This is a genomic window from Pedobacter sp. UYEF25 (genome assembly GCF_054061655.1).
The window spans coordinates 35525-60641 of sequence record NZ_JBSSEL010000021.1 but is presented as its reverse complement, the minus strand read 5'-3'; the positions used below and the strand labels follow the sequence as shown (position 1 = coordinate 60641).

Below are 25117 nucleotides of genomic sequence, written 5' to 3'. Positions count from 1 at the left end.
CCTTCTTAATAAAAAATTGCGGAATAAAGTCTTAGCTTTAGCCATGCTTAGATTTTTTTTTAGCCTAGTTATTTTGTACGGAGGTATTGCTAACGCACAAAGCGTTAACAGTTTTTTATACACCAATAAGGTTTATTTGCCAAATATAAGGACTGTTCAGTGCCACAACACAATAAAAGAACAATCCATTCCTATTATCAGACTCAACTCTGCAGAAACCATTACCTGCTCGTTTGACGATTTACTAGCCGGAACTAAAAATTACGTCTATACCATTGAGCAATGCACTGCTGATTGGAAGCCCTCTCGCCTGTCAAGCGTAGATTATCTGCAAAGTTTTACCAGCGATCGCATTTTTGATTATCGCTACTCCTCAAACACCGTAAGAAAATATACCCACTACGAATTAAAATTACCAAATCAGCAAATTGCACCGAAAATTAGCGGCAATTATCTTTTGAAAATTTATGAAGATAACGCAGATCAAACGCCCGTAATTTCACAGCGATTTTACGTGTTGGATCCGCAATTTGCAGTGGCTGCTGAGATTGCAAATTCTTATCAAGTGGCTGACAGAGATAGCAAACAAAAAATTAATTTTATTATAAATCATCAAATCCCAATTAGTAATCCGTATCAGGATGTAAAAACGGTGGTGATGCAAAATTTCGATCAAAATACAGTGCAGGCAAATACAAAACCTTCCTTTATCAAGCCAAATCAATTGATTTTTAATGATTTGACTAGTAATGATTTTTGGGCAGGTAATCAATTTAGAAAATTCGACATCCGAAGTTTGCGCTACAAGTCGAGCGGAGTACAGACGATAACCCCAGAGGTGAGTGCAAACAATGTGTTGCTCTTTGCCGATTTGCCAAGAAATAACTTAGCTTTCGCAAATGAATTTGATGAGAATGGCAACTTCTTTATCCATAACAGCGATGGACGGGATGACAACACGGAAGCCGATTACGCAAACGTAACTTTTACCTTAAATGCAATTCCACCAACGTCAATGGGTGATGCTTACGTTGTTGGAAAGTTTAACAATTATGCATTGACTCAAGAAAACAAATTAATTTACAATTCGGAAAAAAAACAGTTTTACACAACACTTTTGCTAAAGCAAGGATTGTACGATTATGAATATGCTTGGCTAAATAAAATAGACCAGACGCTACAAACCAGGGCATTTGAGGGCTCTTTTTATCAAACAGAAAATAGCTATCAAATTTTTGTGTACTACCGCTTTCCCGGCGGCAGGTGGGATAGTTTAGTTGGATTTGTAAATTTAGGAAGGTAAAAATTATTCTTAGTGATAGTGTTCTCCAAATTAATTTGTTCCGACACCCCAGAATTAGTATTCCTGTTGGATATTATGGTAATGCTGACCCCGGTAATGCATCATACTGACCCCCCTCGAGGATTTGGCCTATCCTAGCTGATGGCATGACAATTTTACCTTTTTTTTCTTAGACTTTCACCTTTTAATTCAACTCTGTATGAAGTATGTACCATACGATCCAGAAATGCATCGGCCAATGTCGAATCTCCGAAGATGTCCCACCATTTATCTACTGGCAGCTGGCTTGCAATTATGGTAGCTTTTTTTGCATGCCGATCCTCAATTATTTCCAACATGTCCATCCTTTGTTGTTGCTCAAGATGTGTAAGTCCGAAATCATCCAAAATGAGCAGATCCGCCTTTGATATTTTTTCAAAGAATTTGTAAACGCTTCCATCGATCCTACTCATCTTTGTCTTTAACAACAGCTTTTGGACATTGAAATAAGCCACTCTGTATCCCTGTGTGCAGGCCTGATGCCCCAGTGCAGAGACGAAGAACGATTTTCCGGTCCCGGTAGATCCGCACACCAATATCGCTTCACCTTTTGGTATGTATTCTCCTGTAGCGAAAACCCCTACGGTAGCCCTATCCAATCCTCTTTTTGCCTCTAGGTTGAGTTCCTCTATTGATGCCCTGTAACGGAAGTTTGCATTTAACTGTAGCCGTTCAAACCGCTTTCCATCCCGGTCATCGGATTCTGCCTGTAGCAGTACCTCCATTCCCTCGGTAAGGGTAAGTTCCTGGAGCCTTCTTGTCTCACTCAAAGCTAGCCAGCTTCGATTCATGCCGTGCAGACGCAGCTGCCTAAGTTGTGTTTCAATGTTCATTGTTTAGTATTTAATTGTTGTCTGTGAATAATATTCTTTCCCCCTGATATTTTGGTGCTGGGGAAGCGACTGTTCTTGTTTTGGTGTATCCTGATTACTGGCCATATTGTTCTTTAGAATGCGTTCGACAAAGCGGTAGGAAAGGTTATGAACATCCATTGCCAAATCGCACGCAGCTGCAAATCCGCTGGGACTTGCACCTTTCTATAGTCTTAGCAGGCCGTCACAGGTACGATAAAGTTGCTCAGGATGCTTGTTCTGCTCAAATATCATCTGAAACAAAAGATGTAGCGCTGGAGATTTTTCCTTTGCCCTGGAAATATAATAAGCGGGACTTCTTTCCAGATAGTGCCTGTGATGCGAGCTTAAATGATCCTTTTGGGTGGAGTAGCCTGCTGGATTCAGATTCCGTATGTGAACCGCAATCTGCTTGCCCCTTGCATAGATCTTCACCATGCTGCGCGTATAGATCACCTGAACCTTTAGTCCCACATAGGCAAAGGGGACACTATAATAGTGCTTGTCCTTCCCGAGGTAGATATGATTATTGTGCGCTACCTTGGGCTCTGCATACGACTTTACCTCAAAGCCTTCTTTTGGAAGGGGCTTTAGCAAATGCTTTTCTGCGGCAAGAAAGCGCTCCTCCCTACAATAGGGCTTTTGCTGCATCCGTGTCTGATTATGTGCCTTCACCTTTTCCCTGATGGCCTGGTTAAGGGATTCAATATCGAAGAATTGACGGTTTCTGAGCCTGGCATAAACCCGGTTGTATACCAATTTAACCTGATTCTCTACCAGGGCCTTATCTTTTGGCTTTCTTGATCTTGTGGGAATAACAGTGATGCCATAGTGGTTTGCGAAGTCCTCCAGCGCACGGTTGATCTCTGGTTCGAATCTGTTTGCCTTTATCACGGCAGATTTCAGGTTATCCGGTACCAGTATCGCTGGAGTACCCCCAAGTTCCCTCAGGCAACACTCCAGTGCATAAAGAAAGTCATCCACCCTTTGGCTCCTAACGGCCATAACGAAGCAGTAATCAGAGAATGGAAGTGAAGCAACAAATATCTGACAGGGGATTAGCTCTCCTGTATCCCTTTCGATATAATGCATCTGTTTACCTGCAAAATCAACAAAAAGCTTATCTGCTGCAAGATGCTCTAATCGCATACCTGGACGTCTGGCCACCAATTGTTGTCGTAGATGAAAACAGAACTGGGGATAGCTGTAGGCAGGCTTGCAGCCAGCCTCATACTCTTCATAAAGAAGCAGGCGTGTCATCCCTACAGATTGAAGCTCCTTGGCATAATAAGCTAGGTTTTTGCGAAGATATTCAAACCGGGGATCCTTATAGGCTGGACTGCCGACATGGAATTTCGCCAGTAATAAGGGGTCTTCCATATCCAAAAGCTCGGATATAGGAATAGTACCAGCTTCCAGTTTAGCGATATAAACTTTCACTGTATTCTTGCTGATGCCTAGATTACGTGCAATACTTTTAATGGAATCGCCTTGCTTGTGAAGACGTAATAATTGTTTGATCTGACTCATTGCTTTCGATTTTCCGGCCATCGGTATGCTGCTTTAGATAAATATAATTTACCTAAATAAGCCAAATCAAATTAAAGAGGGGGGTCAACATGCTCCATTAGAAACTGCTTTAACGCAGAACTAGAGGGGTCAATATGCTCCATTACAAAATCTTTAATATCCCGGGGTGGGGTCAGTATCCGACAGTACGTCAGTAAAAATCTTAAAAATTTTTACGACAAACCAGAATTGGAAACCATTACAAGGGGGTCAACATGCTCCATAATATCCACCTGTAAAGAAACTTTTAGCTATTCTCTTAATCGGGTTTAAATCCTTTTTAAAGCTGTGGTAAAACTTTTTTTGCTGATTTTTTAATTATTCCGTGCTTTTATTTAAACCGAAATAGAGATATTTTCCTTTGCACTCCATTTTTGTCAGACGGTAACCTAAAAACCCAATAAACTAGGAATTGTATCGGCTAATATTTTGCCAATTCGAGTTGCCAATTAAGAATAATAAAAATCAGGAATCCAAGAGTTCATGACTCCGAGATAAAGCAAGGTAAATTTGTCGAGATTTTAAGCTAATTTTTCTCAAGCCCTAAAAGATTTAATTAGAAACAAGCCTTGCGGGTTTCCAAGAAAAAAAATTAAAAAAGGTGCGAAGTAAAAACTCCGCACCTCTCTCTGTATCGTTTTTTAGAGACGATTATTTCATGAATAACAATTCTCTAAATTTCGGCAGCGGCCAAATTGAATCATCTACTATTTGCTCCAATTTATCTGCATGATAACGGATTGAATCAAAGTAAGACTTTACTTTTTCGTCGTAAGCAATTGCTTTTTCTCTGGTGTCATCAATTTTGTTGGTCACCTTGCGTTCTTCCAACATCGCATCAATATCTGTTTTCACAATTTCTAAATGTTTTGTCAGCTCTTTGATGATGTTTAGCGGAATTCCTGAATCCACACCAACTTCATTTAAGCCTTTAACATTTGCAATGAGCTCATTTTGGTATTTTATAACTGCCGGAATGATGAAGGTGTTTGCTACCTCCCCCATAACTCTAGCTTCGATTTGAAGTTTTTTATAGAAACTCTCCAACATAATTTCATGGCGGGCGTGAATTTCTCTTTTGCTATAAACGCCAGTAGATGCAAATAAATCTAAAGATTTTTCGGTTAAATAAGCATCTAATGCTTTTGGAGTGGTTTTAATATTTGCCAATCCTCTTACTGCAGCTTCATCTTCCCATTCTTGACTATAGCCATTTCCTTCAAATCTAACGCTCTTAGATTCTTTAATGTAACGCTTAATTACTGTAAGTAAAGCGATGTCTTTTTTATCACCCTTTTTTATTAGTTTGTCAACATCAATTTTAAATTTAGTTAACTGATCTGCCATGATCGCATTTAAAATGGTCATTGGTGAAGATGAATTAGACATCGATCCAACTGCACGTAACTCGAATTTATTTCCTGTAAAAGCAAACGGAGAAGTACGATTACGGTCTGTATTGTCTAATAAAATTTGTGGAATTTTTGGGATTCCCAACCAAAGTGCGTTATCTTCTTTTATTTTTTTACTGATCCGTGAGTGCTCAATTTCATCCAATACATCGTTAAGCTGGGAACCTAAAAAGATGGATATAATTGCAGGTGGAGCTTCGTTAGCCCCTAATCTATGGTCGTTGCTCACAGAAGAAATACTCGCGCGCAATAGGTCGGCATGTTCGCTAACCGCCTTGATGGTGTTTACAAAAAAGGCTAAAAACATTAAATTGTTCTTTGGCGTTTTACCGGGGGCAAGCAAATTTTTCCCTGTATCGGTAATAAGCGACCAGTTGTTGTGTTTACCAGAGCCATTTATACCGGCATAAGGTTTTTCATGTAACAACACCCTTAAATGGTGGCGATGAGCAACTTTTTCCATTAAATCCATCAACAATTGATTGTGATCAATGGCTAGATTAATTTCTTCATAAATTGGTGCACACTCAAATTGAGACGGTGCAACTTCATTATGTCGGGTCTTCAATGGAATTCCAAGTTTTAAAGCTTCATTCTCAAAATCGACCATGTAGGCAAAAACACGCTCTGGAATAGAACCAAAATAATGATCGTCTAATTGTTGATTTTTAGCACTCATGTGGCCAAATAGCGTACGACCAGTTAACACCAAATCGGGACGTGCGTTAAATAAAGACTCATCTACTAAAAAATATTCTTGTTCGATACCTAAAGAAGCATTTACTTTAGTAATGCTTTTATCAAAAAACTGACAAACCTCTACTGCAGCTTTATCGAGTGCGGCAAGCGCTTTTAACAAAGGAGCCTTGAAATCTAATGCTTCTCCAGTATAAGCAACAAAAACGGTTGGAATACAAAGTGTTTTTCCTGCTTTACTTTCCATTATAAAAGCTGGAGAAGATGGATCCCAAGCAGTATACCCGCGTGCTTCAAAAGTATTGCGAATGCCACCATTTGGAAAACTAGAAGCATCGGGTTCTTGTTGCACCAATGCGCTACCCGCAAATTTTTCTATAGCTCCGTCGCCACTTGGCTCAAAAAATGAATCGTGTTTTTCTGCAGTAGTGCCAGTTAATGGTTGAAACCAGTGGGTGTAGTGTGTTGCACCGTGGCTCATTGCCCAAGCTTTCATCGCAATTGCAATTTGATTTGCATCATCGCTGTTAAGCATAGCACCCTGATCTATGGTAGAGAGCAGTTTTTCATACACTTCCTTGGAGAGGAAGTCGCGCATTTTCCTCTTATCAAAAACATTCTGTCCGAAAAAATCAGATATTTTCGAAAACGACGATTTAACATCTGGAGAGGTCCTATTTTGCGCCTCTTTTAGTGCAATGGTTCTTAGGTTATTCATTAATTGGCGAGTTTTTTTGTCAAAATTACTATATTTTCTTATTTTAATCGCAAAATTTAGTTTTTTTTTATAAATTTTATTAAAAATGCAGTTAAAATGAGTTTTTTAGGAAGGTTTTTGCTTTTTACAAAAAGAAAATTAGTTTTTGACTATTTTTGGAATTATACTTCGGCTAGTCACGCGTATTCCCCTCAAATGGAGCAAAAAAGCTATTTGGCATTTTGAAATGAGAAATCAAGTAACTGAGTTGGACGGTTAAATGTTTAACTAACAATTATTTGAGCATTATTTCACGCTGTACGTCACATCTTTTGGCAGAAAACGCCAAAAGAATTCCGCTCTTATTGATCGAACAGGAAAAAAGGAAATCGTTGGTAGCATTTTTGATTCATTGGCTAATCGCTGTCTGCGCTCAAACAAAATTTAATGGAAATAAAAAGGGAGAAATTCTTTACCGTGCTTTATATTTAGCTGAGCAGTTTTTCTAACTCAATAATTTCGTCTATTCCTTCGCTTCCGATTGGAATGGCCTCTTTTATTCGATTTTAACAAAGCAAGATATTTTTGAAAACAGCATTAAAAGCGCCGAAAACTACTTCAAAAGTCCAACCTTCAAACAAAAATAGGCATAAATTCAGCCTAAGCGCTGTCCTTTAATCTCTGCTCTGACAAACAACCCAAATCATTTATCTCGGCTAGAATTATAGATTGCTGAAAGAGATCAATACATTCTTAAATGCTTTCTGACGGAACTTCTGGATTTTCAAATCCGTTAAGTTTTAAAGCCTTTGTTAGGTTATTGAACTCGGCATCTGTTAACAACAGATACTTCAGTTCACCTTTAGCGCTTAATTGATAGCCCGCTCCGATTTTTTTTATTTCAAACCTACCTCTGGGGAAAGTTAAGATGCCGTGATCTATTGAATAAACGCCTATCTCAACATCTGCAATATTTTTAGACTTATTTTTAAAAGTAAAAATTTCGACATTATTTTCACCAAATTGGCAAGTCACATCAACATGAAAGTTTTTTAAATTCCCGGGTTCTATCAAATGAAAAGCATCTTTTGAAATTTTAAATTCTCTTCTACACCCTATACAAGTAATAATCGATACAACAAGTAAATAAAGCATCAGTTTCATAACAACTAATGTAACTTTTTATGATATATCGGCGAGCTATTTTAGCAAATATTTTCAGCTGCTCAAAACAACTAAATTAAAAAGGGTTCTCAAATGTAATACCTCCCATTTCTCTTTTGCAATAAAAACGCAGCCTTTTTAACTTCTTATTCTTTAGCATCATAAATTGCTACTTGTTATTTGCTCATTTTTAGCCTCAACTTCTGCATCAACCTCATTTAAGCACCCAAACAGATACGCTGCCTGCATTGCAGGGAAACCCTCCGTTTCCATTTTTATCTATTACCACCTCGTCCTGTCGGTGCTTTAAAGCATCTACAAAGGTTTTTCCACAATGTTTTTTCCCAATCTCCATGGTTTTAAACCCATCATCGCCATTGCTTGCCACAACAGCCAATCCGCTATGCTCGTGCTCATCGTCTCCTGCTCGTGTCCAACCGATGCAATTTTTATGGTTGAAATAGTCTCGTTGTTCACCGTAGGACAAATGTGCGCGCAATCTGCTCATTATTTCTACCTCGGGCAACACAGCCAATTGAATGTGCGTATCTTCTCCGGCTTCACTTTTATCGTCGTAAATCGCGCCGTATAAATCCGGGAAAAATAAACATGGAATTCCCTGTTCACGCAAAAGAATGATGGAATAAGCAATGGGTCTAAACCAAAAATCAATGTAAGATTCAAGAGATTGCAAAGGTTGAGAATCGTGATTGTCTACAAAAGTTACCGCGAGTTCTGGCCTAATACTCATCAACGTATTGTTTAAAATGCTGCTCAAGTCAAAATCTTTTCCTTGTTGTCCGGCCAAATAAAACCTTCGATGCAATAATGTGTCGAAAAGCTGTGTTTCACCTTGGGTTTGCTGCATATAGGTTTCTTGCTGCAGCGAGTTTACAATGTCCCAATTTTCTGCAACGATGAAAAATTTCCGATCAAACTTTGCGTTTAAATGCGCAATCCACTCCCTAATAAACTCCGGACTGATGTGTTTAACGGCATCTAGTCTAAAACCATCAAATCCGGTAGAATTTATCAACCACTCGCCCCAGTATTTCAATTCTTCTACCACGGCACGATTTCTAAAATCTATGTCGTTGAACATCAAGTAATCGTAATTTCCCATTTCATCCGAAGGCACTTCGTCGAAATCATCTCCAACCTCATTTTGGATTGAAAAGATGCCTTTCTCCTGAATGTCGTTTGCCCAATCCACGCCACTAAAGCATTTAAAATCCCATTGAAAATTTGAGTAAGTATCTCCCCTGCCTGGAAAGGTAAACTTGGTCCAAGCCTCTATCTCAAACGGATCTGATATAAACTGAGTTCTATCGTTTTCATCTACACGCCGTACAAAAAACTTCTCGAGCTCATCGCCAGCAGCCTTATGGTTAAAAACCGCATCGGCCAATACACCTATACCTTGTTCATGTAACGCTTCAATTGCTTTTAAAAGCTGTTCCTTACTGCCGTATTTTGTTTCTTTGGTGCCTTTTTGATCAAATTCGCCTAAGTCAAAAAGATCATATGCATCATAACCTACGGAAAAACCACCTGCAGATCCCTTATAGGCAGGTGGAAGCCATACCATAGTTACACCCACTTCTTTAAGATGAGCAGCTTCTTTGGCAACTTTCGTCCACAAATTTTCTTCTTCGTTATAATACCAGTGGAAATATTGAATTAAGGTTTGATTTTGCATCTTTTAAAATTTACGAAGTCCTAACGTTTTTTGGCGTAAAAAGTTTGGCAGAATAAGCTACAAGCAGTGGTAAAGAATTTTTATTACACGATGTAATTTGCGCTAACGACTGAAGCGGCATCCTCCTACGGAGCTTTTCGCGAAGTAGAAGATACAGCGCAAGGCGTATGAAAGCGCCCAATTTATCTTTATTTTATTCGAAAATGAAAGCACGTGGTTCTTCGGACACTGCAGGCCCGCTTTCCGCTGTAGCCGTTCGTTCCTCACGGGCTGTCGCTTTAATCGGGTTTAGCAACGCAGATCGGTGCAATAAACAAAGGTTGTTAAGCGTACAAAAAACATCGCTTTTTTTTATACAGTTCGCAAGCGCTAACCACTGAAGCGGCAGCCTTCTACGGAGCTTCTCGCAAAGTAGAAGATACAGCGCAAGGCGTGTGAAAGCGCCCAAAATACCTTTATTTTATTGGAAAATGAACGGAAGAATTTAGTCGAAATTAAACCATCCTCTTTGCTTTTAACTTCTTAAGCGGTACATAAATTTTCGGATTTCTTCTTATCTTTCCAGTCGAGAATTTAAACCTATGAAACATTTATATATCCTACCGTTGGCTCTCTTGTTGAGCTGCTGTTCTTCGGTAAAAAATCAAAATAATGGAGGCAAATTAGATAAACAATTACTGACCGATGTAGAAGTTCTATCTTCTGATGCATACCAAGGTAGAAAAACCGCAACCGCCGGCGCGGAAATGGCAAGAGCTTACATCAAGGCGAGGTTCGACAAACTTGGTTTGAAATCATACCCACAGAATGTAAACTACGCCCAAGAATTTACATTTAAAGACAAGGGAAAGGATGTAAATGGCACCAATTTAATTGCATATATTGGAGGAAAAACCAACAATGTTATCGTGGTTTCTGCCCACTATGACCATCTTGGGATAATTAACGGGGATGTATATAATGGTGCGGACGACAATGCTTCGGGCACTGCCGGACTACTGAAAATAGCAGCCTATTTTGCAAAGCATAAACCTACCAATACCATCATTTTTGCAGCGTTCGATGCCGAAGAGTGGGGTTTGCGCGGTTCAAAAGCATTTGTTGCAAATCCTTCAGTAAACATCAACACCATTTTTTTAAATGTGAATATGGACATGATTAGCCACAACGATAAAAACGAACTTTACGTTTCGGGAACTTACAAAAACCCTAAATTAAAGCAATATGTAGCAACAAATTTAACAGGAATAAGAGTGCTTTTCGGTCATGATGAACCAACCATGGGCCACGACGATTGGACAAACCAAAGCGATCAGGGTGCATTTAACGCAAAAGACATTCCCTTTTTATACTTCGGCGTAGAAGACCATAAAGACTACCACAAAGCTTCTGATGAATTTAAAACAATTAACCAGGCCTTTTTTAGCCAAGCCGCAAAAGTGGTATTGCAGACGATTGTTAATATTGATAAACAATCTGAACTGCAACAAACTTTGAAAGACAAATTGATTATGATGGATAATCAGAAGACTAAGGAAAAACTGTGAGTCGAGTTTAGGGTTAGTTGTTTAGCTGGATAGGGATTTAGCTGGTCAGATGTGTAGAGGTTGTTTCCGAAAATTGAAGGTTTGGTTGACTCCAACAATGGTGAAGACTTAAACTTAGCTTATAAATGAAATCCAACCAAAAAGATTTTTTCGCCCAAAAAGCAAAAGGCTTCGACAGCCAAAAATCTACCACTCGAAATGTAGATCAAATTGCACAAACCATATTGAAGAATGTATCCTTTTCGAAGGAGATGCATATTATGGATTTTGGTTCTGGTACCGGATTATTATTGTCGCAGGTTGCACCTTATGTTGGCGAAATTACCGCGGTAGATATTTCTGCTTCCATGACTGAAGTCTTAAAAGCTAAAAAGGGTGATATAGCTTGTAAGCTTAACATCTTAGAAATGGATTTAACCAAAGAAACATTAGATACCAAGTTCGACGCTCTTATTTCTTCCATGACCATTCATCATATTGAGCATGTGCAGGAGTTGTTTAATAAATTCTATTCACTAATTAAAAGTGATGGAACCATTGCCATCGCCGACCTTGATGCAGAAGATGGTACTTTTCATTCGGAAGATACGGGAATTTTCCATCTTGGATTTGATAGAAACGAATTCTTAGCTATGGCAAAAAACGCAGGATTCAAAAATTTGAAGATTCAAACCGCAAGCATTGCGGAGAAGCCAACAGGTAATTATCCGATTTTCCTGTTGACAGGTGAAAAATAGTTGCTTAAGTTCTTTAAATCAACTTTATAAAACTTTTTTTATAAATAATCATCCTGTCAAAATACCTTAAACATCGCAACCGAAGCTAAACTAATTTCTATGGCCATGTAAAAACCGGTATTATCATCAAAGTCGCGAGTTAAATTTTATCCGAAAGTGATTATGTTTGCAGCATGAAAATTTTTAATACAATCGCAGTATTCATCTTGTTGTTTTTTGCTGCATGTTCCTCAACTAGTAAAGTTTCGGAAGGAAGCGAAAATAATATGGATATTTTAAAAAAGGACACGTCCTTAACAGCAGTGATGACCGGACCGTCTGAAGCTAAGCTTGGCGATTCCATTAAGTTGGATTTTGTGGTTCACAACAATACCGATAGCGCCCGCAAGTTTTGTAAATGGCAAACCCCTTTTGAACCCGTATTGAGCAAATATTTAGATGTTAAATCTACAGCAGGCGAAGAGGCTGAATATAAAGGTGCGATGGCTAGAAGAATCATGCCGCCTCCGGCAGATAGCTACATAACCTTAAATCCTGGAGATAGCTTAAAAGAGGTTATAAACTTAACTAAATCTTATGTTATTCCGCAGGCTGGCAAATATATAATTAAATACAATAGCGAAAATATGAGTGGAATTGTGGTGAGGGATAGTGTTGTTCTGAATTTGTCGAACTAATAAAACCATAGTGAACGATAGCAATCTGGATGAAAAAAATTGTTAAGCCCTGTCAATGCTATTCAAAATCTTATTCAAACAAAAAAGCAATTTTATGAAAAAATTATCGTGGTTATCAGTCATCCTTTTTAGTATTGTTTCTTGTACCAATAATCCGAAATCGGAACAAGAATCTTCTACGAACCAAGAAGTAGTTACAAGCAAAAATAGCGATCAAGCAAATTTGCAATTAGGCTGTTACCAATATGCTGAAAAAGGTGATCTAATTAACATGGAAATTACGGAACTTGGTGAAAAAGTAACTGCTAATTTAAATATTGCTTACGCAGAAAAAGATGCCAACAAGGGCAAGTTTGTAGGTAGGTTAACAGGAGACAAGCTCATTGGTAACTATACTTTCAATTCAGAAGGAGTAGAAAGCGTACGGCAGGTTGCATTTCTGGTGAACAACAATCAACTTTTTGAGGGCTATGGTGAAATGGGTGCCGATGGCACAAAGTTTAAAGATATAAGGACGATCAAGTATCCTACTAACATGCCGCTAAAAAAAGTAGATTGCCTGAAATAAAAATTGATTTGCAAAAGCGACAACAGAACTCAAGCTAAATTAAAGGCACTTGTAAATAAGCTTTTTGTCAAAATAACCGGAAATGTCGCAACCGGAGCTAAGTTGATTTCTACTTCAGTACTTTTGCAACATGATATTAATAGTGGGTGCAGGATTGTCTGGACTTTTAACCGCTTACCGTTTAAAACAACAAGGCATTCCGTTTAAAATCCTAGAATCTAGAAATAGAGTTGGAGGAAGAATAAATACCATTTATGGAACCGATAATACGCCGGTTGAAATGGGCGCTACTTGGTTTGGCAATCAGCATAAAAATTTGATTGCATTACTAGACGAATTAGAAATAGAAGTCTTCGAACAATATATGAAAGGTACTGCATTCTTTCAGCCGTTCTCTACTTCACCTGCACAATCTATTCAAATCCCTGATCAAGCACCTAGTTATCGAATTTCTGGTGGTACGGCAAATCTAATAAACGCCTTATACCAAAAGTTGGATAAAAACGATGTTTTGCTAAATCAGTCTGTCAAGAAAATAAATTTTATCGAAGGTGGAGTTCAGGTTACAACAAATAAAGTTTTTGAAGGAAGCAAAGTTATTTTAGCCATCCCTCCAAAATTGTGGGCTGAGAATATAACCTTTCGGCCTCCCTTACCAGATCACTTGCTGACTATCGCTGGCCAAACACATACGTGGATGGAGGACTCTATTAAGGTTGCTCTAATTTATAATCAACCGTTTTGGGAACAAGAAAATCTATCTGGCACTTTATTTAGCAATACAGGACCTATCACCGAGTTTTACGATCATTGTAATGATGAGCGAACAAAATATGCCCTTTGTGGATTTATAAATTCATCCTTCAAAAGTCTTTCTTATGATGAAAGGCGCAATCAGGTAGTTAATCAATTAAAAAATGTGTTCGGTCAAAAAGCCGAAGCATTTGTCGGTTATGAGGAATGCATCTGGAGCAACGAAGAAAATACCTTTTTAGCATCCGACCATGCGCTGTATCCGCATCAAAATAATGGAAATCCAATTTTCAGCGAATCTTACTTTGATGGTAAATTACTGATTTCTAGTGCAGAATCATCTCCACAATCGCCCGGATATATGGATGGCGCGGTACATGCTGCAGATAAAGTTGTTAAAAAAATCATCGACGCATCATAGACAACCTACCCTTGATAAACATAGAAAGCAGCCACCATCATTTATGTCATTTCTTTATTTATCCTTCCGATAGCCTTTTTAAATAAGGTCATTTCCATTTATTATTGAATTTAATTATGTTGATGACGCTTTTATTGGTAAAATCTCTTACAATACTTTAGAGTTTTTTCTTAAATATCATCACGTGTTTTAAATATTTAAGGCTGATCTTTTCGCTCCCCAAAAATTGAAACGCACAGAAAACCCTACTTTTTATAATCTTAAATTAGCTTATATTTATCTAATAAAAGTTCGTGTAAGAATAAAATACCTTTAGACGAACTGCTGTTGGCAAACATCAAAAAAATGAAAGTAAAATTTGACGTAATCGGACTTTGCCTTGGATGGTTTGCAATTATAACGCAATTTGTGTTGATGTTTCAACACAGGCAAACGGATATCGCTGAAATGGTAATTCGTTTCTTTAGTTTTTTTACCATTTTGACTAATATTTCGGTTGCGCTCTATTTTACTACATCTGCATTTAAATTGAAAAAAAATATGTTTAAATGGCTCTTATCCAAGGGAGCATTAACCGCCATTACAGCATTTATACTTATCGTAGGAATAGTTTATCAAGTAGCACTAAGAAACGTTTGGCACCCTACCGGATTGCAACGCGTCATTGACGAATTACTTCATACCATTATACCTTCTTATGTACTTATATATTGGTTTTTTAATGTAGATAAAAACGATTTACAATTAAAGCCAATTTGGCGCTGGTTGTTATATCCATTAATATATCTAATATTTATACTCTTAAGAGGTCGTTTCTCTGGATATTATCCATACCCATTTTTAAATGTGGCTCAAATCGGTTATGAAAGAACACTGGTAAATATTGGTATTGTTCTTGGAACAACTTTGGTAATGCTGACAATCTTATTAATTATAGGCGAAAAAATAAGCGTAAAACAACCAAAAAACCTATTTCAATGAAAATCAAAACCAACTTACTTTTAACTATTTTCGCCTTGGTTACTGTCTCTTGCGCAACCAGAAAACATGCTACTAAAGACGAACTTTTTAACACAAATTGGGAGCTGGAATACATTTCTGGCCCACGTATTGCTTTTAACGGATTATACCCAGATAAGAAACCTAAAATTTATTTTGATAAAGAGACCAACAAAGTCAACGGAAATAATAGTTGCAATGCCTACACCGCAGATTATACCTTAACTGGTAATTCCATTTCTTTTGGTGAACCTGGTCCGACAACAATGATGTTTTGCGGGGAAGGAGAAAAAGTATTTTTGAATATGATGAGAAAAATAAACAAATTTGACTTTGACCAAGGGGGAAAATTAAATTTGATGATCGATCATGTGCCCATGATGCGATTTAGAAAATCCGAAAATTAACGAATAAAAACATACGCTTAACACTTGATTTAATTAAAAATTATGGACTGGATAGAAGAAGACAACAGCTTAAAAAGAAGTTTTAAGTTTAAGAATTTTATAGAGGCTTGGTCATTTATGACAAAGGTGGCGATGGTGGCGGAGAAAATGGACCATCATCCAGAATGGAGCAATGTTTATAACAAAGTAAATATTACGTTAACCACTCACGATAAAGGAAATACCATTACTGATAAAGATAGAGAACTAGCCAAAAAGATTAATGAGCTGACCTAATATTCATCCGTTCGACAGCAAAATATTCTTTAATAAAATCAGCTCTAATGAAAAAATTAGCTTTATTGACACTTACACTCTTTAGTTTAGTTGCGTGTAACAACAGTACTAAAACAGACCGCAACTCGGTAACAAAAGAAGACCTTTCGGTAACTCAAATTGCCAAACAACCAGCGCTAGAAACTGGTTGTTACGCATACAACAAAAATGGCGACCAGATTAAAATGCAAATTACCGAGGTTAGCGAAAAAGTAGCCGCAGATCTAAGTATCTCTTACGCGGAAAAAGACGCCAACCGTGGTAATTTTGTTGGCACTTTAAACGGCGATAAGCTGATTGGCACTTATACTTTTAATTCAGAAGGCATAAAAAGTGATAGGGAAATAGCGTTTTTGGTGAAAGACAATCAACTTATTGAAGGTTTTGGAGAAATGGATGAGAGCGGTACTAAGTTCAAAGATGTGAGTTCCATTAATTACACGTCCACAATGCCGTTAGCAAAGGTGGATTGCGATAAATAACAAATCATCGTTTGCATGCGGTGGGCAGTTTTTATTTTACATTTCTACAACTTGAATTTACGAACATTTCTATGTAAAAATCGGTTTTAGAGGGAGAGTTTAAATCGTCCAAATCATGAAAATCGTTCTTATAGTATTCGCTTCGTTAGTTGTAGTATTGATTATTTCTCAAGTTTATTTCGCAATGGCTAACAGCAAAACAGAGACTCAGCCTTACAAAGTGATAAAAACCGAAAAGGGTTTTGAGATACGTCTTTATCCTGCGACAACTATGGCAAGAGTTTCCATGCATGCAAATTCATACAAAGAGTTGTCTTCAGCGGGATTTAGAAAACTGGCATCGTTTATTTTTGGAGGAAATCAATCTAATAAGAGCATTGCGATGACTTCTCCTGTCCACATGGACATTAACAATTCGGAATCATCCATGAGCTTTGTAATGCCATCTAACTATACAAAAGACAATTTACCAAAACCAAATGACTCTTCAATTATCATCGAAACGGCTGCCAAAGAATACGTAGCTGCAATAAAATTTGGTGGCTTCGCAAATGACAAAGTGATTAAAAAATACACTGCTGAACTGAAAAGCGCTTTGGAAGAAGATGGGATCCAATATTACGGAAATTTCCGTTTTCTAGGCTATAATGCGCCCTATGAGTTAATAAACAGAAAAAACGAGATCATTGTAAGTGTAAATTGGGAAAATTAATCAACCTTAACCTGTCGAACACTCCATACTGAAAGTGTATCAATTTACTTTTGAATTCAAAGTATTATCCACTTAACATAAAAAATCGCTGAAAGTCCACACCCGCAGCGATTTTTCAATTATTTTACTGCTAAAAGCTCCACTTTTTCTATAGTTGGTGCAGTAGACAATAATTCCTCCGCACCAGCCATCAAAGCCGCTGCAACTTTCCCATTCAAATGCGCATCTCTACCATCTTCTGCTTCGAAGGTGTCAAAAATACCAAAGCTCGCTGGTCCAAATTTTAACGCGTACCATCTTACAGTTCCTTGTTCTTCATTAACTGTGGTTAATGCGCTTTTTAAAAAAGCCGCCACTTCTGCTTCTTTCCCCGATTTCGCCTCTAATCTCGCTAATAATGCTAATTTTTCCATTTTTCTATGTTTAAAAGTATAACCGTCCAAGTAGCTTATTGTTTATTTAGATTCTTAACATCCCAACGAGTTTGAAATAAAAAATTACAAAAATATCTTTCAAGCCGTTCTCAGGTAAGATGAAATTTAACAAACAAACAATTTTGAATATCCCAAAACAGAAATCCAGCTTTACCTGGAAAAAGTAAATTCCTCTCTTTGAACTTGAGTGGCCTTACACACTTCGTTAAACTCTTCAACCGATTTAAATTTAAGTTGCTCCAAAATTCTGTATTCATAAAAAACCGTGAAACTATCCTGTTTAAAAGCCCAGGGTTCTACCGAGATTTCATTTTTAGCTTTGTAAAAGGTTTGACTCATATCCCCATCCGGACTCAGAGATACTTCCATCTTTCTTCCCTCTGGCTGAATTTTATCCATGCAAATCAGCAACGAAAATGCGTCACACCATTCTACGAAACGATACAGCCGGTCGGCGTATTTTTTATCAATATTTAAGTGTTTGAGAACTCCCTTTCGATTTTTATCCTGTTCCTTTAAAAAAGCATCTAAATTTTTGTCGTTGCCATGGCTGCTTCCCCCAGAAATAAAGTCTATGTGCAGTGACGTAAGCAGCGCATTTAACTGGCTTTTCGAGCTCGCTATCTCCATTACATTTACCCATTGTGCGAAATTAGATTTTTTTGAATCGTCTTTTACCAAGAAATGTCTTGGCGCTCCAGCCTCGGTTAGGTTTTGGCTCTGCGCAGTTTCTTCCACACCGTCATCATGTTCGGCAATGGCGATGAGGGTAGGAACCATCACTTCATTTGGCAAATCAATGTCGTATTGGTAAGCCAACATAACAGCCAGCAATCCGTGGGAACGTTGGTTAATAATTTTCCAACCTTTTTGATGTGAGGTAACAATCATTGTTTCAATATGTTTTAGAGCTAATAACGCAGTGAAATTTAGCAGCAAAGACATTTCAAAAATTATACCAAGTGACGATCAAATGCTCAGGCTGTATTTGTGCTGACTTTCCAAGCAACTTGCGGTAATTTTTTGGTAGGATATAAGTAAACGAACGACAGAAAAAACAAACATACTCTAATCTAAGCGAACAAATTAGCTTAATTAAGCACCTCCGAAAAAAAGTTAAATAATAATTTTTTTAATCGCCCAAAAAACGAAACAATAGAGGTGGCAAGAGGTTTATAGTTCATGTCTAATTTACTGAAAATTAGAATCTTAAACTAATTCACTTGAAAACGATATTTGAAAATATGTTGTCTGAAGAATTCAGAAAACGAGTGGAGCGTATCTTTATATGGATTGCAATAATTAGTTTCGTACTTCATTTATTTATTATTTTTTTAGTGAAAGAGGACGTCATTCATCTATCTTCCAAACTTACAAAAAGCCCTATTGCTGCCATATACACGCCCTTTTCCTTTATTTTAGTTTATGAGGTTTTTTTATTGGTATTCTACCTCCCGAAATCAATCTCAAGTTACATTGGTAAGCAATATGAAATTATTACGCTAATTGTCATTAGGAGAATTTTTAAAGACATTGGCTATATGGAGCTATCACCTAATTGGTTTAAGTTGCAGCACGACCTGCAGTTTACTTACGACTTAGCAACAGCGCTGATTCTATTTTTTTTAATCCAGCAATTCTATCAACGGTTAGCAGAACATGCTTTAAATTACAAGCCAAAATCCTTTGAAGATCAAGCACGAATAAATCAATTTATAAAATTTAAAAAAACAATTGCCATCGTACTGATTCCTACGGTCATCATGCTTGCACTGTACTCTTTTATCAACTGGATCGTCGTCTCAGAACAAAATCACTGGAATGATATCGCTACTTTCAAAAATATAAACAATATATTTTTTGAAGATTTCTTCATTCTGCTGATCATAATCGATGTGATATTACTTTTATTTTCATTTTTCTATTCCGACAGTTTCCATAAAATCATACGAAATTCAGGTTTTATCATTTCGACAATTTTAATAAAGTTATCCTTTTCTATGGAAGGTATTATCAATAATGCACTGATTTTGGGCGCTGTGATCTTCGGTTTTTTGATCTTATTGATTCATAACTCTTATAAAAGCAATTCCTTTACCGAACATTAACCAGCAAGTTTACGCATTGCATTTCGTTTGGACGCCGGACGAATCGAATGGCAAAAGCTAAAAAAATTATAGTTGTTTACATGAATTTTTACAAAAATCCTAACAAAACTTCGACAGAAGATGGTAAGTTTGAGAAATTTTTTTTTAATGGCCCTCCACAATGCATTTTAAAAAACGAATCTCGGTTATCATGTCTGTGTATAATACGCCGTTTAAGCTGGTAAAAAGAGCGATAGATTCGGTGCTAAATCAAGATTTTCAAGACTTTGAGTTGATCATAGTCGACGATGGAAGCGCTAATGATTCCCATAATCAAATTTTAAATTATGCCATCGAGCATGAAGATAAAATTACTTATTTACGCCATAAAAACCGAAGCCAATCGGATTCTATAAACCGGGCAATGCTCATCAGCAATAGCGAATTTATCACTGTAATTGATGCAGATGACGAATACAAACCCAATCATTTGAGCACCTGTTTATCTGAAATTAAATTACTTGATTTGATCGCTTCGACAACAGAAACGATTGTGAGTCAAGAATCAGATTATTATGTTCCTGATCGCTTCAACCTTAATCAGGTGATACATGTAGATAAGTGTATATTATTTGCCACGTTATTTGGAAAAAAAGAGGTATTCACAATGCTTAATTTCCAGAATATGTATGCTGCAGATGCAAATTTTTATGAACGAGCAGAACAGAAATTTGCAGTTAAGAAATTAGATTTAAGAACCTATGTTTATTATAGAGACAATCTGGAAAGCTTGACTGCAAAAATTAAAATGAACGCTCAGCTTGAAAATTGATTTTAAAATAAGGGGCAATTTTATTGTTGCATCTCATATTACCGGCGTTTACGATGTCAATAGAAGTACCACTTTAGCGGATGATGATTTTTCGTTGGTATCCGAGTGGGCAAATTCTATTACTAAATTAGGTTTACAAGGTATTATTTTTCACAATAACTTCTCAGAATTAACTTGCAGACTCCACCAGTCTAATCACATCCATTTCATAAACATCGAATATAATCCGCAATATAGCCCTAATGTGTTTAGATATGCAGTTTATGACGAATTCTTAAAACAATACGCTGAGCAGATTGAAAATATTTTTTTTACAGATATTTCTGATGTAAAAGTTTTAAAAGACCCGTTTATAGACCCCTTGTATATCGCTTGTCCGGGCACTATTTTTTGTGGCGATGAACCCGAAATTTTAGAAAATGACTGGATGCAAAGACATTCGGACCATTTACGCAGTAAAATTCCTGATTATCAATACTATGAGGATGACTTTAAAAATGCTACCCTACTAAATTGCGGAATAATCGGCGGGAATTTTTCTGTCGTTCACCCATTCATCGACGAGTTGTGGAACATTCACCAACGCTATAATATTAATAATAAATCGCTTTTTACGGGAGATATGGGCGCTTTTAACTTTTTAGCGAGAACCCGATACCAAACTAGATTAATTCACGGCAGGCCTGTAAATACCGAATTTAAAAGTTACACAGCCGATACCACGTGCTGGTTTAAACATAAATAGAAAAAATGTTTATTTCAGTAGAAAGATAATCTCACAATCGGAGAAGATTTAAAGGCTACTGAGCCAGCATTATAACCAGAAGACGAACTATGTTTGGGGAGTTAACGAGACACCAATAGTTAGGGTATATGGATTTTAACAAAAACTGAGCGACTTGCGCAAGGCCAAACTAACAGGCAGACCACTACGCATAAAATACCTTTTTCTAACGATTCCCTCTTAAACTTCTACAGCCTTACTTACTTTTCTGTAAACAAATTCGTTGTAGATATTTCTACGGCAAAACCTTGCAGGAGCATCCGCATTACAAAATTTATTATACATGGTCCTAGGAACACCGAAATATTCATAACTACTACCGTCTACAAAATTTAGCTGTAATAAGCTTTTCTCGTAAGAGTAATTTAAAATCTGAGAGGTTCCGACCGTTTCCGTGTATTGTTCTAAATTTTGCTCAATAGTCTCGGGCGCTACGCTAACTAAAAAATGATAAGCTTCGATTATTTTTTTACTGTGTGTTTCTGCACCAATTCTTTCTTCCTCATTGTCCGCAAATTTATCGGGATGCCATTCTTTCATTAAGTTGCGATACTCTGATTTAAGTTCTTTTAAAGTAACAGCTTTATCAACTCCTAAAAATTTCCGATATTCAATAATTCTTTTCATACAATACTTGCCAATAGTTTACAAATGAGCGAGCATCCTAACGCTCAATTTTTTAGAAGTGCAAAGGTACGGAATTTGAGGATAAATTTTTATTTTTTTATTTTTCTTCAGATATGAAACAACATTCAACTATCGCTCACTATTTTATGGTTGATTGGTTACTGATCGATAGGTACTCTATATTATGGCAGCTTGCCCAACCGACGAATTCACAATGTCCATTATATGATTATGATCTAACGCATTCCATAAAATCTATTGTGGAACAAAAACCACAAATTTTGTCTCAAAAAATTCCTCTTTAAAATAATCCGCCAGTGCGAACAGCTCCACCGTCAATTTTGACTCTTTGATTTCTTCAGTCAGATCACCCCCTTTTAAATATAAAATCCCATTTGGAATGGCGTTGATAGAATCTTTCTTGAACTTTCCTTGCACCCAAGGGTAAAAATCAGCCAATCGCGTAACTGCCCTACTTACTACAAAATTATATTTATTTTTAATTTGCTCAGCCCTAATGTGCTCGGCTTTTACATTTACAAGATTCAATGCTGAAGCAATTTCCTTTACAACTTTTATTTTTTTCCCTATAGAATCGACCAAATGAAATCCGGTTTCTGGAAAAAGAATTGCCAAAGGAATGCCGGGAAATCCACCACCTGTGCCTACATCTAGTACATTTTCTCCAGGCTTGAATTGGCAAATCTTTGCTATACCTAAAGAATGCAAAATATGCCGTTCGTATAACTCGTCAATGTCTTTCCTCGAAATCACATTTATCTGCGCATTCCAGTCTACATATAAATCATATAGCGCTGCAAACTGTTCAATTTGTTTAGCAGATATATCGTTAAAATACTTAAGGATAATTTGCATGTTTCCCGTCTGCATATTTTTACTAAATTCTTTCATTTCCAATGTACCTTTTTATTACCAAATAGCCCTAAAAACCCATTAATGGTTAGAAATAAGTACAGCAATATTTCTAATACAGGAAACCACCAACTCATACTTTCGCTGCTCAATTTATTGAGCAATTTTGGGTAAATGAACGCTTTTATCAATATAAAAAAAACGAAAACTGCGGAGGCGAAAAGCAGGGTTTCCATATTTAAAAACAGACAAGCGATAATAGATGTGTAGAGTAAAAATTGTGTAATAATTTGCAAACTCAATAAAAATTTATGGCTCGACTTATACATTTTGCCCGCACCAAAATGTCTTTGTTTCTGTCGAAGGTATCCACGCCAAGTTGTATTTGGGACACTCCAAACGTGTGCTTGTTTATTTATTCTTATTTCTGTATTAATTTTGGTAGCATGGGCATTAACAAAAAGATCATCGTCCCCGCTGGGAATATGCATGTGTGCGGCGAAGCCCTTATTGTCAAAAAAAAGAGACTTCCGATATGCTAAGTTTCTTCCAACGCCCATGTATGGCATTTTTTTTAAGCTAAAAGAAAGGTAATTGAGCGCAGTAAAAAACGCTTCGAAACGTATAAGTGCATTTAGCAGCCCCTTTTTGCGCTGATATGGAGAGTACCCCAATAGAATCTCTGTTTGAATGGCTGCTGGTAGCTGCATGTCCATCAACCAATTTTCTGATGCTGGTTCGCAATCTGCATCTGTAAACACCAACCAGTCGTATTTTGCAGCTTTTATGCCCATGGTCAGCGCAAATTTTTTGCTAGCAACAAACTTGCTGCTTTCAAGCACCTTAACCAATTTCAAATGTTTATAGGTTAGCTGCAGTTCTTCTAATATCTGCTCTGTCTTATCCCAAGAGCGATCGTTTACCACTACGACTTCGAAATTTGGATGATTCTGTTTTAAAATGCCAGGCAAAAAAGCTTTTAGGTTTTCGGCCTCATTTCGCGCGCAAATCACCACACTCAAAGGATCTATTGCAGTATCGGGTATCTCCTCCACCTTATATTTCAATAACTTTAGATGAATAAAGAGTAAAAAATAGAGCTGTACAACTGCGCACAGCGAAACAATTAAAAACAAAAAAATTTCAGTTGGACTAAAAACCACTACGTTAAATTAAATTTCCGCAAATTTCTCATTTTAAATTAACAAAAGCTGCTGTGTGGATAAAAAATTAAACATCAAAATGACCTCTATTTTTGCTATTTTTGCACAAATTTTTAGTAGAATAAAATATCTTATGGATTTTAATTTACAGGCCCAAGATCCGCTTTCAAAAGCCCGAGCCGGTAGCATCAATACCGCCCACGGCATTATAGAAACGCCCATTTTTATGCCTGTCGGTACTGCCGGAACGGTTAAAGCCGTTCATCAGCGAGAATTAAAGTCTGATGTAAAAGCACAAATTATTTTAGGCAATACCTATCATTTATTTTTGCGACCGGGGATAAAAATTCTAGAAACTGCGGGGGGACTGCACAAATTTATGGGGTGGGATGGCCCTATTCTTACCGATAGCGGCGGATATCAAGTTTATTCGTTAAGTAAAGTGAGAAAAATTAAAGAAGAAGGCGTTACATTTCATTCACACATAGATGGTTCTAAACATTTGTTTACACCAGAATATGCCATGGACATTCAACGAAGCATTGGCGCAGACATTATAATGGCGTTCGATGAATGTACACCTTATCCTTGCGATTATGCATACGCAGCAGAATCGGTAAACATGACGCACCGCTGGTTAAAACGGTGTTGTGCGCGCGTAGATGAGACTGAGGGAAGATATGGCTTCGAGCAGACACTGTTTCCAATTGTTCAAGGTTCTGTTTTCAAGGATTTAAGAGTCAAATCTGCAGAATTTATTGCAACGATGGGGCGGGAGGGTAACGCCATAGGCGGCCTTTCTGTTGGAGAACCCGCAGAAGAAATGTATGCCATGACCGAGGTGGTCTGCGATATATTGCCAAAAGATAAACCTAGATACCTAATGGGTGTTGGAACGCCAATTAATCTGTTGGAAAATATTGCGCTTGGCATAGATATGTTTGATTGTGTTATGCCAACCAGAAACGCAAGAAACGGCATGCTTTTTACTAGAAATGGTATTATAAATATCCGAAATAAAAAATGGGAAGATGATTTTTCTCCTTTAGATAATGAGAGCGATTTACACGTAGATTTGGTAACAAGTAAAGCTTACCTAAGGCATTTGATACACAGTAAAGAGATGCTCGGTGCACAAATAGCTAGCTTACATAATCTTCATTTCTACATCTGGCTTGTTAAAGAAGCAAGAAAAAAAATCATCGGTGGCGAATTTTATAACTGGAAAAATAAGATGTGTAAGATATTAGGCAATAAGCTTTAAAATAA

Annotated in this window: 25 protein-coding genes; 15 read left to right on the top strand and 10 right to left on the bottom strand. The window is 37.2% G+C overall.

What is annotated here, in order from left to right; translation table 11 throughout:
* Positions 1 to 43: 43 nt before the first annotated feature.
* The gene (locus ACVWYG_RS16510; protein WP_457271689.1) at positions 44 to 1303 is read left to right on the top strand and encodes a type IX secretion system plug protein; all 1260 of its coding nucleotides are present in this window, start codon (positions 44 to 46) and stop codon (positions 1301 to 1303) included.
* A 155-nt stretch (positions 1304 to 1458) separates the two neighbouring features.
* Here the strand turns inward: ACVWYG_RS16510 and istB are convergent, their stop codons facing one another.
* From istB to ACVWYG_RS16485, 5 genes are all read right to left on the bottom strand, one after another.
* Complete coding sequence (gene istB / locus ACVWYG_RS16505; protein WP_457271687.1) at positions 1459 to 2175, bottom strand: IS21-like element helper ATPase IstB; 717 nt, start codon at positions 2173 to 2175, stop codon at positions 1459 to 1461.
* A gap of 204 nt (positions 2176 to 2379) precedes the next feature.
* Positions 2380 to 3744 carry an IS21 family transposase gene (gene istA / locus ACVWYG_RS16500; protein WP_457271685.1) on the bottom strand — a complete coding sequence of 455 codons (1365 nt, stop codon included), beginning with the start codon at positions 3742 to 3744 and terminating at the stop codon, positions 2380 to 2382.
* Between the two features lie 669 nt (positions 3745 to 4413).
* Positions 4414 to 6588, bottom strand: a complete 2175-nt coding sequence (locus ACVWYG_RS16495; protein WP_457271683.1) for a glutamine synthetase III family protein — start codon at positions 6586 to 6588, stop codon at positions 4414 to 4416.
* A gap of 732 nt (positions 6589 to 7320) precedes the next feature.
* A complete protein-coding gene (locus tag ACVWYG_RS16490) occupies positions 7321 to 7731 on the bottom strand; it encodes a hypothetical protein (RefSeq protein ID WP_457271681.1) in 411 nt (136 codons plus the stop codon).
* A 214-nt stretch (positions 7732 to 7945) separates the two neighbouring features.
* Complete coding sequence (locus tag ACVWYG_RS16485; RefSeq protein ID WP_457271679.1) at positions 7946 to 9430, bottom strand: alpha-amylase; 1485 nt, start codon at positions 9428 to 9430, stop codon at positions 7946 to 7948.
* A gap of 581 nt (positions 9431 to 10011) precedes the next feature.
* Here ACVWYG_RS16485 and ACVWYG_RS16480 point away from each other — a divergent pair.
* From ACVWYG_RS16480 to ACVWYG_RS16435, 10 genes are all read left to right on the top strand, one after another.
* Positions 10012 to 10977 carry a M28 family peptidase gene (locus tag ACVWYG_RS16480; RefSeq protein WP_457271677.1) on the top strand — a complete coding sequence of 322 codons (966 nt, stop codon included), beginning with the start codon at positions 10012 to 10014 and terminating at the stop codon, positions 10975 to 10977.
* Positions 10978 to 11102: 125 nt separating this feature from the next.
* Positions 11103 to 11714: a class I SAM-dependent DNA methyltransferase gene (locus tag ACVWYG_RS16475; RefSeq protein ID WP_457271675.1), complete on the top strand. Its 612-nt coding sequence runs from the start codon at positions 11103 to 11105 to the stop codon at positions 11712 to 11714.
* Between the two features lie 173 nt (positions 11715 to 11887).
* On the top strand, positions 11888 to 12391 hold the full coding sequence (locus ACVWYG_RS16470) for a protease (RefSeq protein ID WP_457271673.1): 504 nt from the start codon (positions 11888 to 11890) through the stop codon (positions 12389 to 12391).
* Between the two features lie 94 nt (positions 12392 to 12485).
* Positions 12486 to 12959 (top strand): hypothetical protein, encoded by a 474-nt coding sequence (locus ACVWYG_RS16465; protein WP_457271671.1) that lies wholly within the window; start codon positions 12486 to 12488, stop codon positions 12957 to 12959.
* Positions 12960 to 13089: 130 nt separating this feature from the next.
* On the top strand, positions 13090 to 14133 hold the full coding sequence (locus ACVWYG_RS16460) for a flavin monoamine oxidase family protein (RefSeq protein ID WP_457271669.1): 1044 nt from the start codon (positions 13090 to 13092) through the stop codon (positions 14131 to 14133).
* Between the two features lie 345 nt (positions 14134 to 14478).
* Positions 14479 to 15114, top strand: coding sequence for a Pr6Pr family membrane protein (locus tag ACVWYG_RS16455; RefSeq protein ID WP_457271667.1), 636 nt, complete (start codon positions 14479 to 14481; stop codon positions 15112 to 15114).
* Positions 15111 to 15539 (top strand): META domain-containing protein, encoded by a 429-nt coding sequence (locus ACVWYG_RS16450; RefSeq protein ID WP_457271665.1) that lies wholly within the window; start codon positions 15111 to 15113, stop codon positions 15537 to 15539. Before ACVWYG_RS16455 ends, ACVWYG_RS16450 begins: the two co-directional genes overlap by 4 nt.
* Positions 15540 to 15581: 42 nt before the next feature.
* The gene (locus ACVWYG_RS16445; protein WP_457271663.1) at positions 15582 to 15815 is read left to right on the top strand and encodes a 4a-hydroxytetrahydrobiopterin dehydratase; all 234 of its coding nucleotides are present in this window, start codon (positions 15582 to 15584) and stop codon (positions 15813 to 15815) included.
* A 47-nt stretch (positions 15816 to 15862) separates the two neighbouring features.
* Positions 15863 to 16336 carry a hypothetical protein gene (locus tag ACVWYG_RS16440; RefSeq protein WP_457271661.1) on the top strand — a complete coding sequence of 158 codons (474 nt, stop codon included), beginning with the start codon at positions 15863 to 15865 and terminating at the stop codon, positions 16334 to 16336.
* A gap of 115 nt (positions 16337 to 16451) precedes the next feature.
* Positions 16452 to 17048, top strand: a complete 597-nt coding sequence (locus tag ACVWYG_RS16435) for an SOUL family heme-binding protein (RefSeq protein WP_457271659.1) — start codon at positions 16452 to 16454, stop codon at positions 17046 to 17048.
* Positions 17049 to 17167: 119 nt separating this feature from the next.
* Here the strand turns inward: ACVWYG_RS16435 and ACVWYG_RS16430 are convergent, their stop codons facing one another.
* Positions 17168 to 17461: a putative quinol monooxygenase gene (locus ACVWYG_RS16430; RefSeq protein WP_457271658.1), complete on the bottom strand. Its 294-nt coding sequence runs from the start codon at positions 17459 to 17461 to the stop codon at positions 17168 to 17170.
* Between the two features lie 171 nt (positions 17462 to 17632).
* Entirely contained in the window at positions 17633 to 18373 is a 741-nt protein-coding gene (locus ACVWYG_RS16425; protein ID WP_457271657.1) for a DUF3891 family protein, read from the bottom strand.
* A gap of 332 nt (positions 18374 to 18705) precedes the next feature.
* Here ACVWYG_RS16425 and ACVWYG_RS16420 point away from each other — a divergent pair, with 332 nt between their 5' ends.
* The 3 genes from ACVWYG_RS16420 to ACVWYG_RS16410 all read left to right on the top strand — a co-directional run bounded on the left by ACVWYG_RS16420 (position 18706) and on the right by ACVWYG_RS16410 (position 21146).
* A complete protein-coding gene (locus ACVWYG_RS16420; RefSeq protein ID WP_457271655.1) occupies positions 18706 to 19590 on the top strand; it encodes a hypothetical protein in 885 nt (294 codons plus the stop codon).
* Positions 19591 to 19750: 160 nt separating this feature from the next.
* Positions 19751 to 20401 carry a glycosyltransferase family 2 protein gene (locus tag ACVWYG_RS16415; protein WP_457271653.1) on the top strand — a complete coding sequence of 217 codons (651 nt, stop codon included), beginning with the start codon at positions 19751 to 19753 and terminating at the stop codon, positions 20399 to 20401.
* A complete protein-coding gene (locus ACVWYG_RS16410; protein WP_457271651.1) occupies positions 20391 to 21146 on the top strand; it encodes a hypothetical protein in 756 nt (251 codons plus the stop codon). Before ACVWYG_RS16415 ends, ACVWYG_RS16410 begins: the two co-directional genes overlap by 11 nt.
* 219 nt (positions 21147 to 21365) lie before the next feature.
* On the opposite strand, the gene ACVWYG_RS16405 is transcribed toward ACVWYG_RS16410, so the two are convergent.
* The 3 genes from ACVWYG_RS16405 to ACVWYG_RS16395 all read right to left on the bottom strand — a co-directional run bounded on the left by ACVWYG_RS16405 (position 21366) and on the right by ACVWYG_RS16395 (position 23740).
* The gene (locus ACVWYG_RS16405; protein WP_457271650.1) at positions 21366 to 21812 is read right to left on the bottom strand and encodes a KTSC domain-containing protein; all 447 of its coding nucleotides are present in this window, start codon (positions 21810 to 21812) and stop codon (positions 21366 to 21368) included.
* A 255-nt stretch (positions 21813 to 22067) separates the two neighbouring features.
* Positions 22068 to 22724 (bottom strand): 16S rRNA (guanine(527)-N(7))-methyltransferase RsmG, encoded by a 657-nt coding sequence (gene rsmG, locus ACVWYG_RS16400; protein WP_457271648.1) that lies wholly within the window; start codon positions 22722 to 22724, stop codon positions 22068 to 22070.
* Positions 22721 to 23740 (bottom strand): glycosyltransferase, encoded by a 1020-nt coding sequence (locus ACVWYG_RS16395; protein WP_457271646.1) that lies wholly within the window; start codon positions 23738 to 23740, stop codon positions 22721 to 22723. The genes rsmG and ACVWYG_RS16395 overlap by 4 nt, the downstream gene beginning before the upstream one ends.
* Positions 23741 to 23981: 241 nt before the next feature.
* Between ACVWYG_RS16395 and tgt the strand changes: the two genes are divergently transcribed.
* Positions 23982 to 25112, top strand: a complete 1131-nt coding sequence (gene tgt / locus ACVWYG_RS16390; protein WP_457271644.1) for a tRNA guanosine(34) transglycosylase Tgt — start codon at positions 23982 to 23984, stop codon at positions 25110 to 25112.
* Positions 25113 to 25117 lie beyond the last annotated feature (5 nt).

Excerpts from the sequence above, each read along its gene's own strand:
- ACVWYG_RS16510 (WP_457271689.1), top strand. The coding sequence starts at position 44 with ATGCTTAGATTTTTTTTTAGCCTAGTTATTTTGTACGGAGGTATTGCT.
- istB (WP_457271687.1), bottom strand. The coding sequence starts at position 2,175 with ATGAACATTGAAACACAACTTAGGCAGCTGCGTCTGCACGGCATGAAT.
- istA (WP_457271685.1), bottom strand. The coding sequence starts at position 3,744 with ATGGCCGGAAAATCGAAAGCAATGAGTCAGATCAAACAATTATTACGT.
- ACVWYG_RS16495 (WP_457271683.1), bottom strand. The coding sequence starts at position 6,588 with ATGAATAACCTAAGAACCATTGCACTAAAAGAGGCGCAAAATAGGACC.
- ACVWYG_RS16490 (WP_457271681.1), bottom strand. The coding sequence starts at position 7,731 with ATGAAACTGATGCTTTATTTACTTGTTGTATCGATTATTACTTGTATA.
- ACVWYG_RS16485 (WP_457271679.1), bottom strand. The coding sequence starts at position 9,430 with ATGCAAAATCAAACCTTAATTCAATATTTCCACTGGTATTATAACGAA.
- ACVWYG_RS16480 (WP_457271677.1), top strand. The coding sequence starts at position 10,012 with ATGAAACATTTATATATCCTACCGTTGGCTCTCTTGTTGAGCTGCTGT.
- ACVWYG_RS16475 (WP_457271675.1), top strand. The coding sequence starts at position 11,103 with ATGAAATCCAACCAAAAAGATTTTTTCGCCCAAAAAGCAAAAGGCTTC.
- ACVWYG_RS16470 (WP_457271673.1), top strand. The coding sequence starts at position 11,888 with ATGAAAATTTTTAATACAATCGCAGTATTCATCTTGTTGTTTTTTGCT.
- ACVWYG_RS16465 (WP_457271671.1), top strand. The coding sequence starts at position 12,486 with ATGAAAAAATTATCGTGGTTATCAGTCATCCTTTTTAGTATTGTTTCT.
- ACVWYG_RS16460 (WP_457271669.1), top strand. The coding sequence starts at position 13,090 with ATGATATTAATAGTGGGTGCAGGATTGTCTGGACTTTTAACCGCTTAC.
- ACVWYG_RS16455 (WP_457271667.1), top strand. The coding sequence starts at position 14,479 with ATGAAAGTAAAATTTGACGTAATCGGACTTTGCCTTGGATGGTTTGCA.
- ACVWYG_RS16450 (WP_457271665.1), top strand. The coding sequence starts at position 15,111 with ATGAAAATCAAAACCAACTTACTTTTAACTATTTTCGCCTTGGTTACT.
- ACVWYG_RS16445 (WP_457271663.1), top strand. The coding sequence starts at position 15,582 with ATGGACTGGATAGAAGAAGACAACAGCTTAAAAAGAAGTTTTAAGTTT.
- ACVWYG_RS16440 (WP_457271661.1), top strand. The coding sequence starts at position 15,863 with ATGAAAAAATTAGCTTTATTGACACTTACACTCTTTAGTTTAGTTGCG.
- ACVWYG_RS16435 (WP_457271659.1), top strand. The coding sequence starts at position 16,452 with ATGAAAATCGTTCTTATAGTATTCGCTTCGTTAGTTGTAGTATTGATT.
- ACVWYG_RS16430 (WP_457271658.1), bottom strand. The coding sequence starts at position 17,461 with ATGGAAAAATTAGCATTATTAGCGAGATTAGAGGCGAAATCGGGGAAA.
- ACVWYG_RS16425 (WP_457271657.1), bottom strand. The coding sequence starts at position 18,373 with ATGATTGTTACCTCACATCAAAAAGGTTGGAAAATTATTAACCAACGT.
- ACVWYG_RS16415 (WP_457271653.1), top strand. The coding sequence starts at position 19,751 with ATGCATTTTAAAAAACGAATCTCGGTTATCATGTCTGTGTATAATACG.
- ACVWYG_RS16405 (WP_457271650.1), bottom strand. The coding sequence starts at position 21,812 with ATGAAAAGAATTATTGAATATCGGAAATTTTTAGGAGTTGATAAAGCT.
- rsmG (WP_457271648.1), bottom strand. The coding sequence starts at position 22,724 with ATGAAAGAATTTAGTAAAAATATGCAGACGGGAAACATGCAAATTATC.
- tgt (WP_457271644.1), top strand. The coding sequence starts at position 23,982 with ATGGATTTTAATTTACAGGCCCAAGATCCGCTTTCAAAAGCCCGAGCC.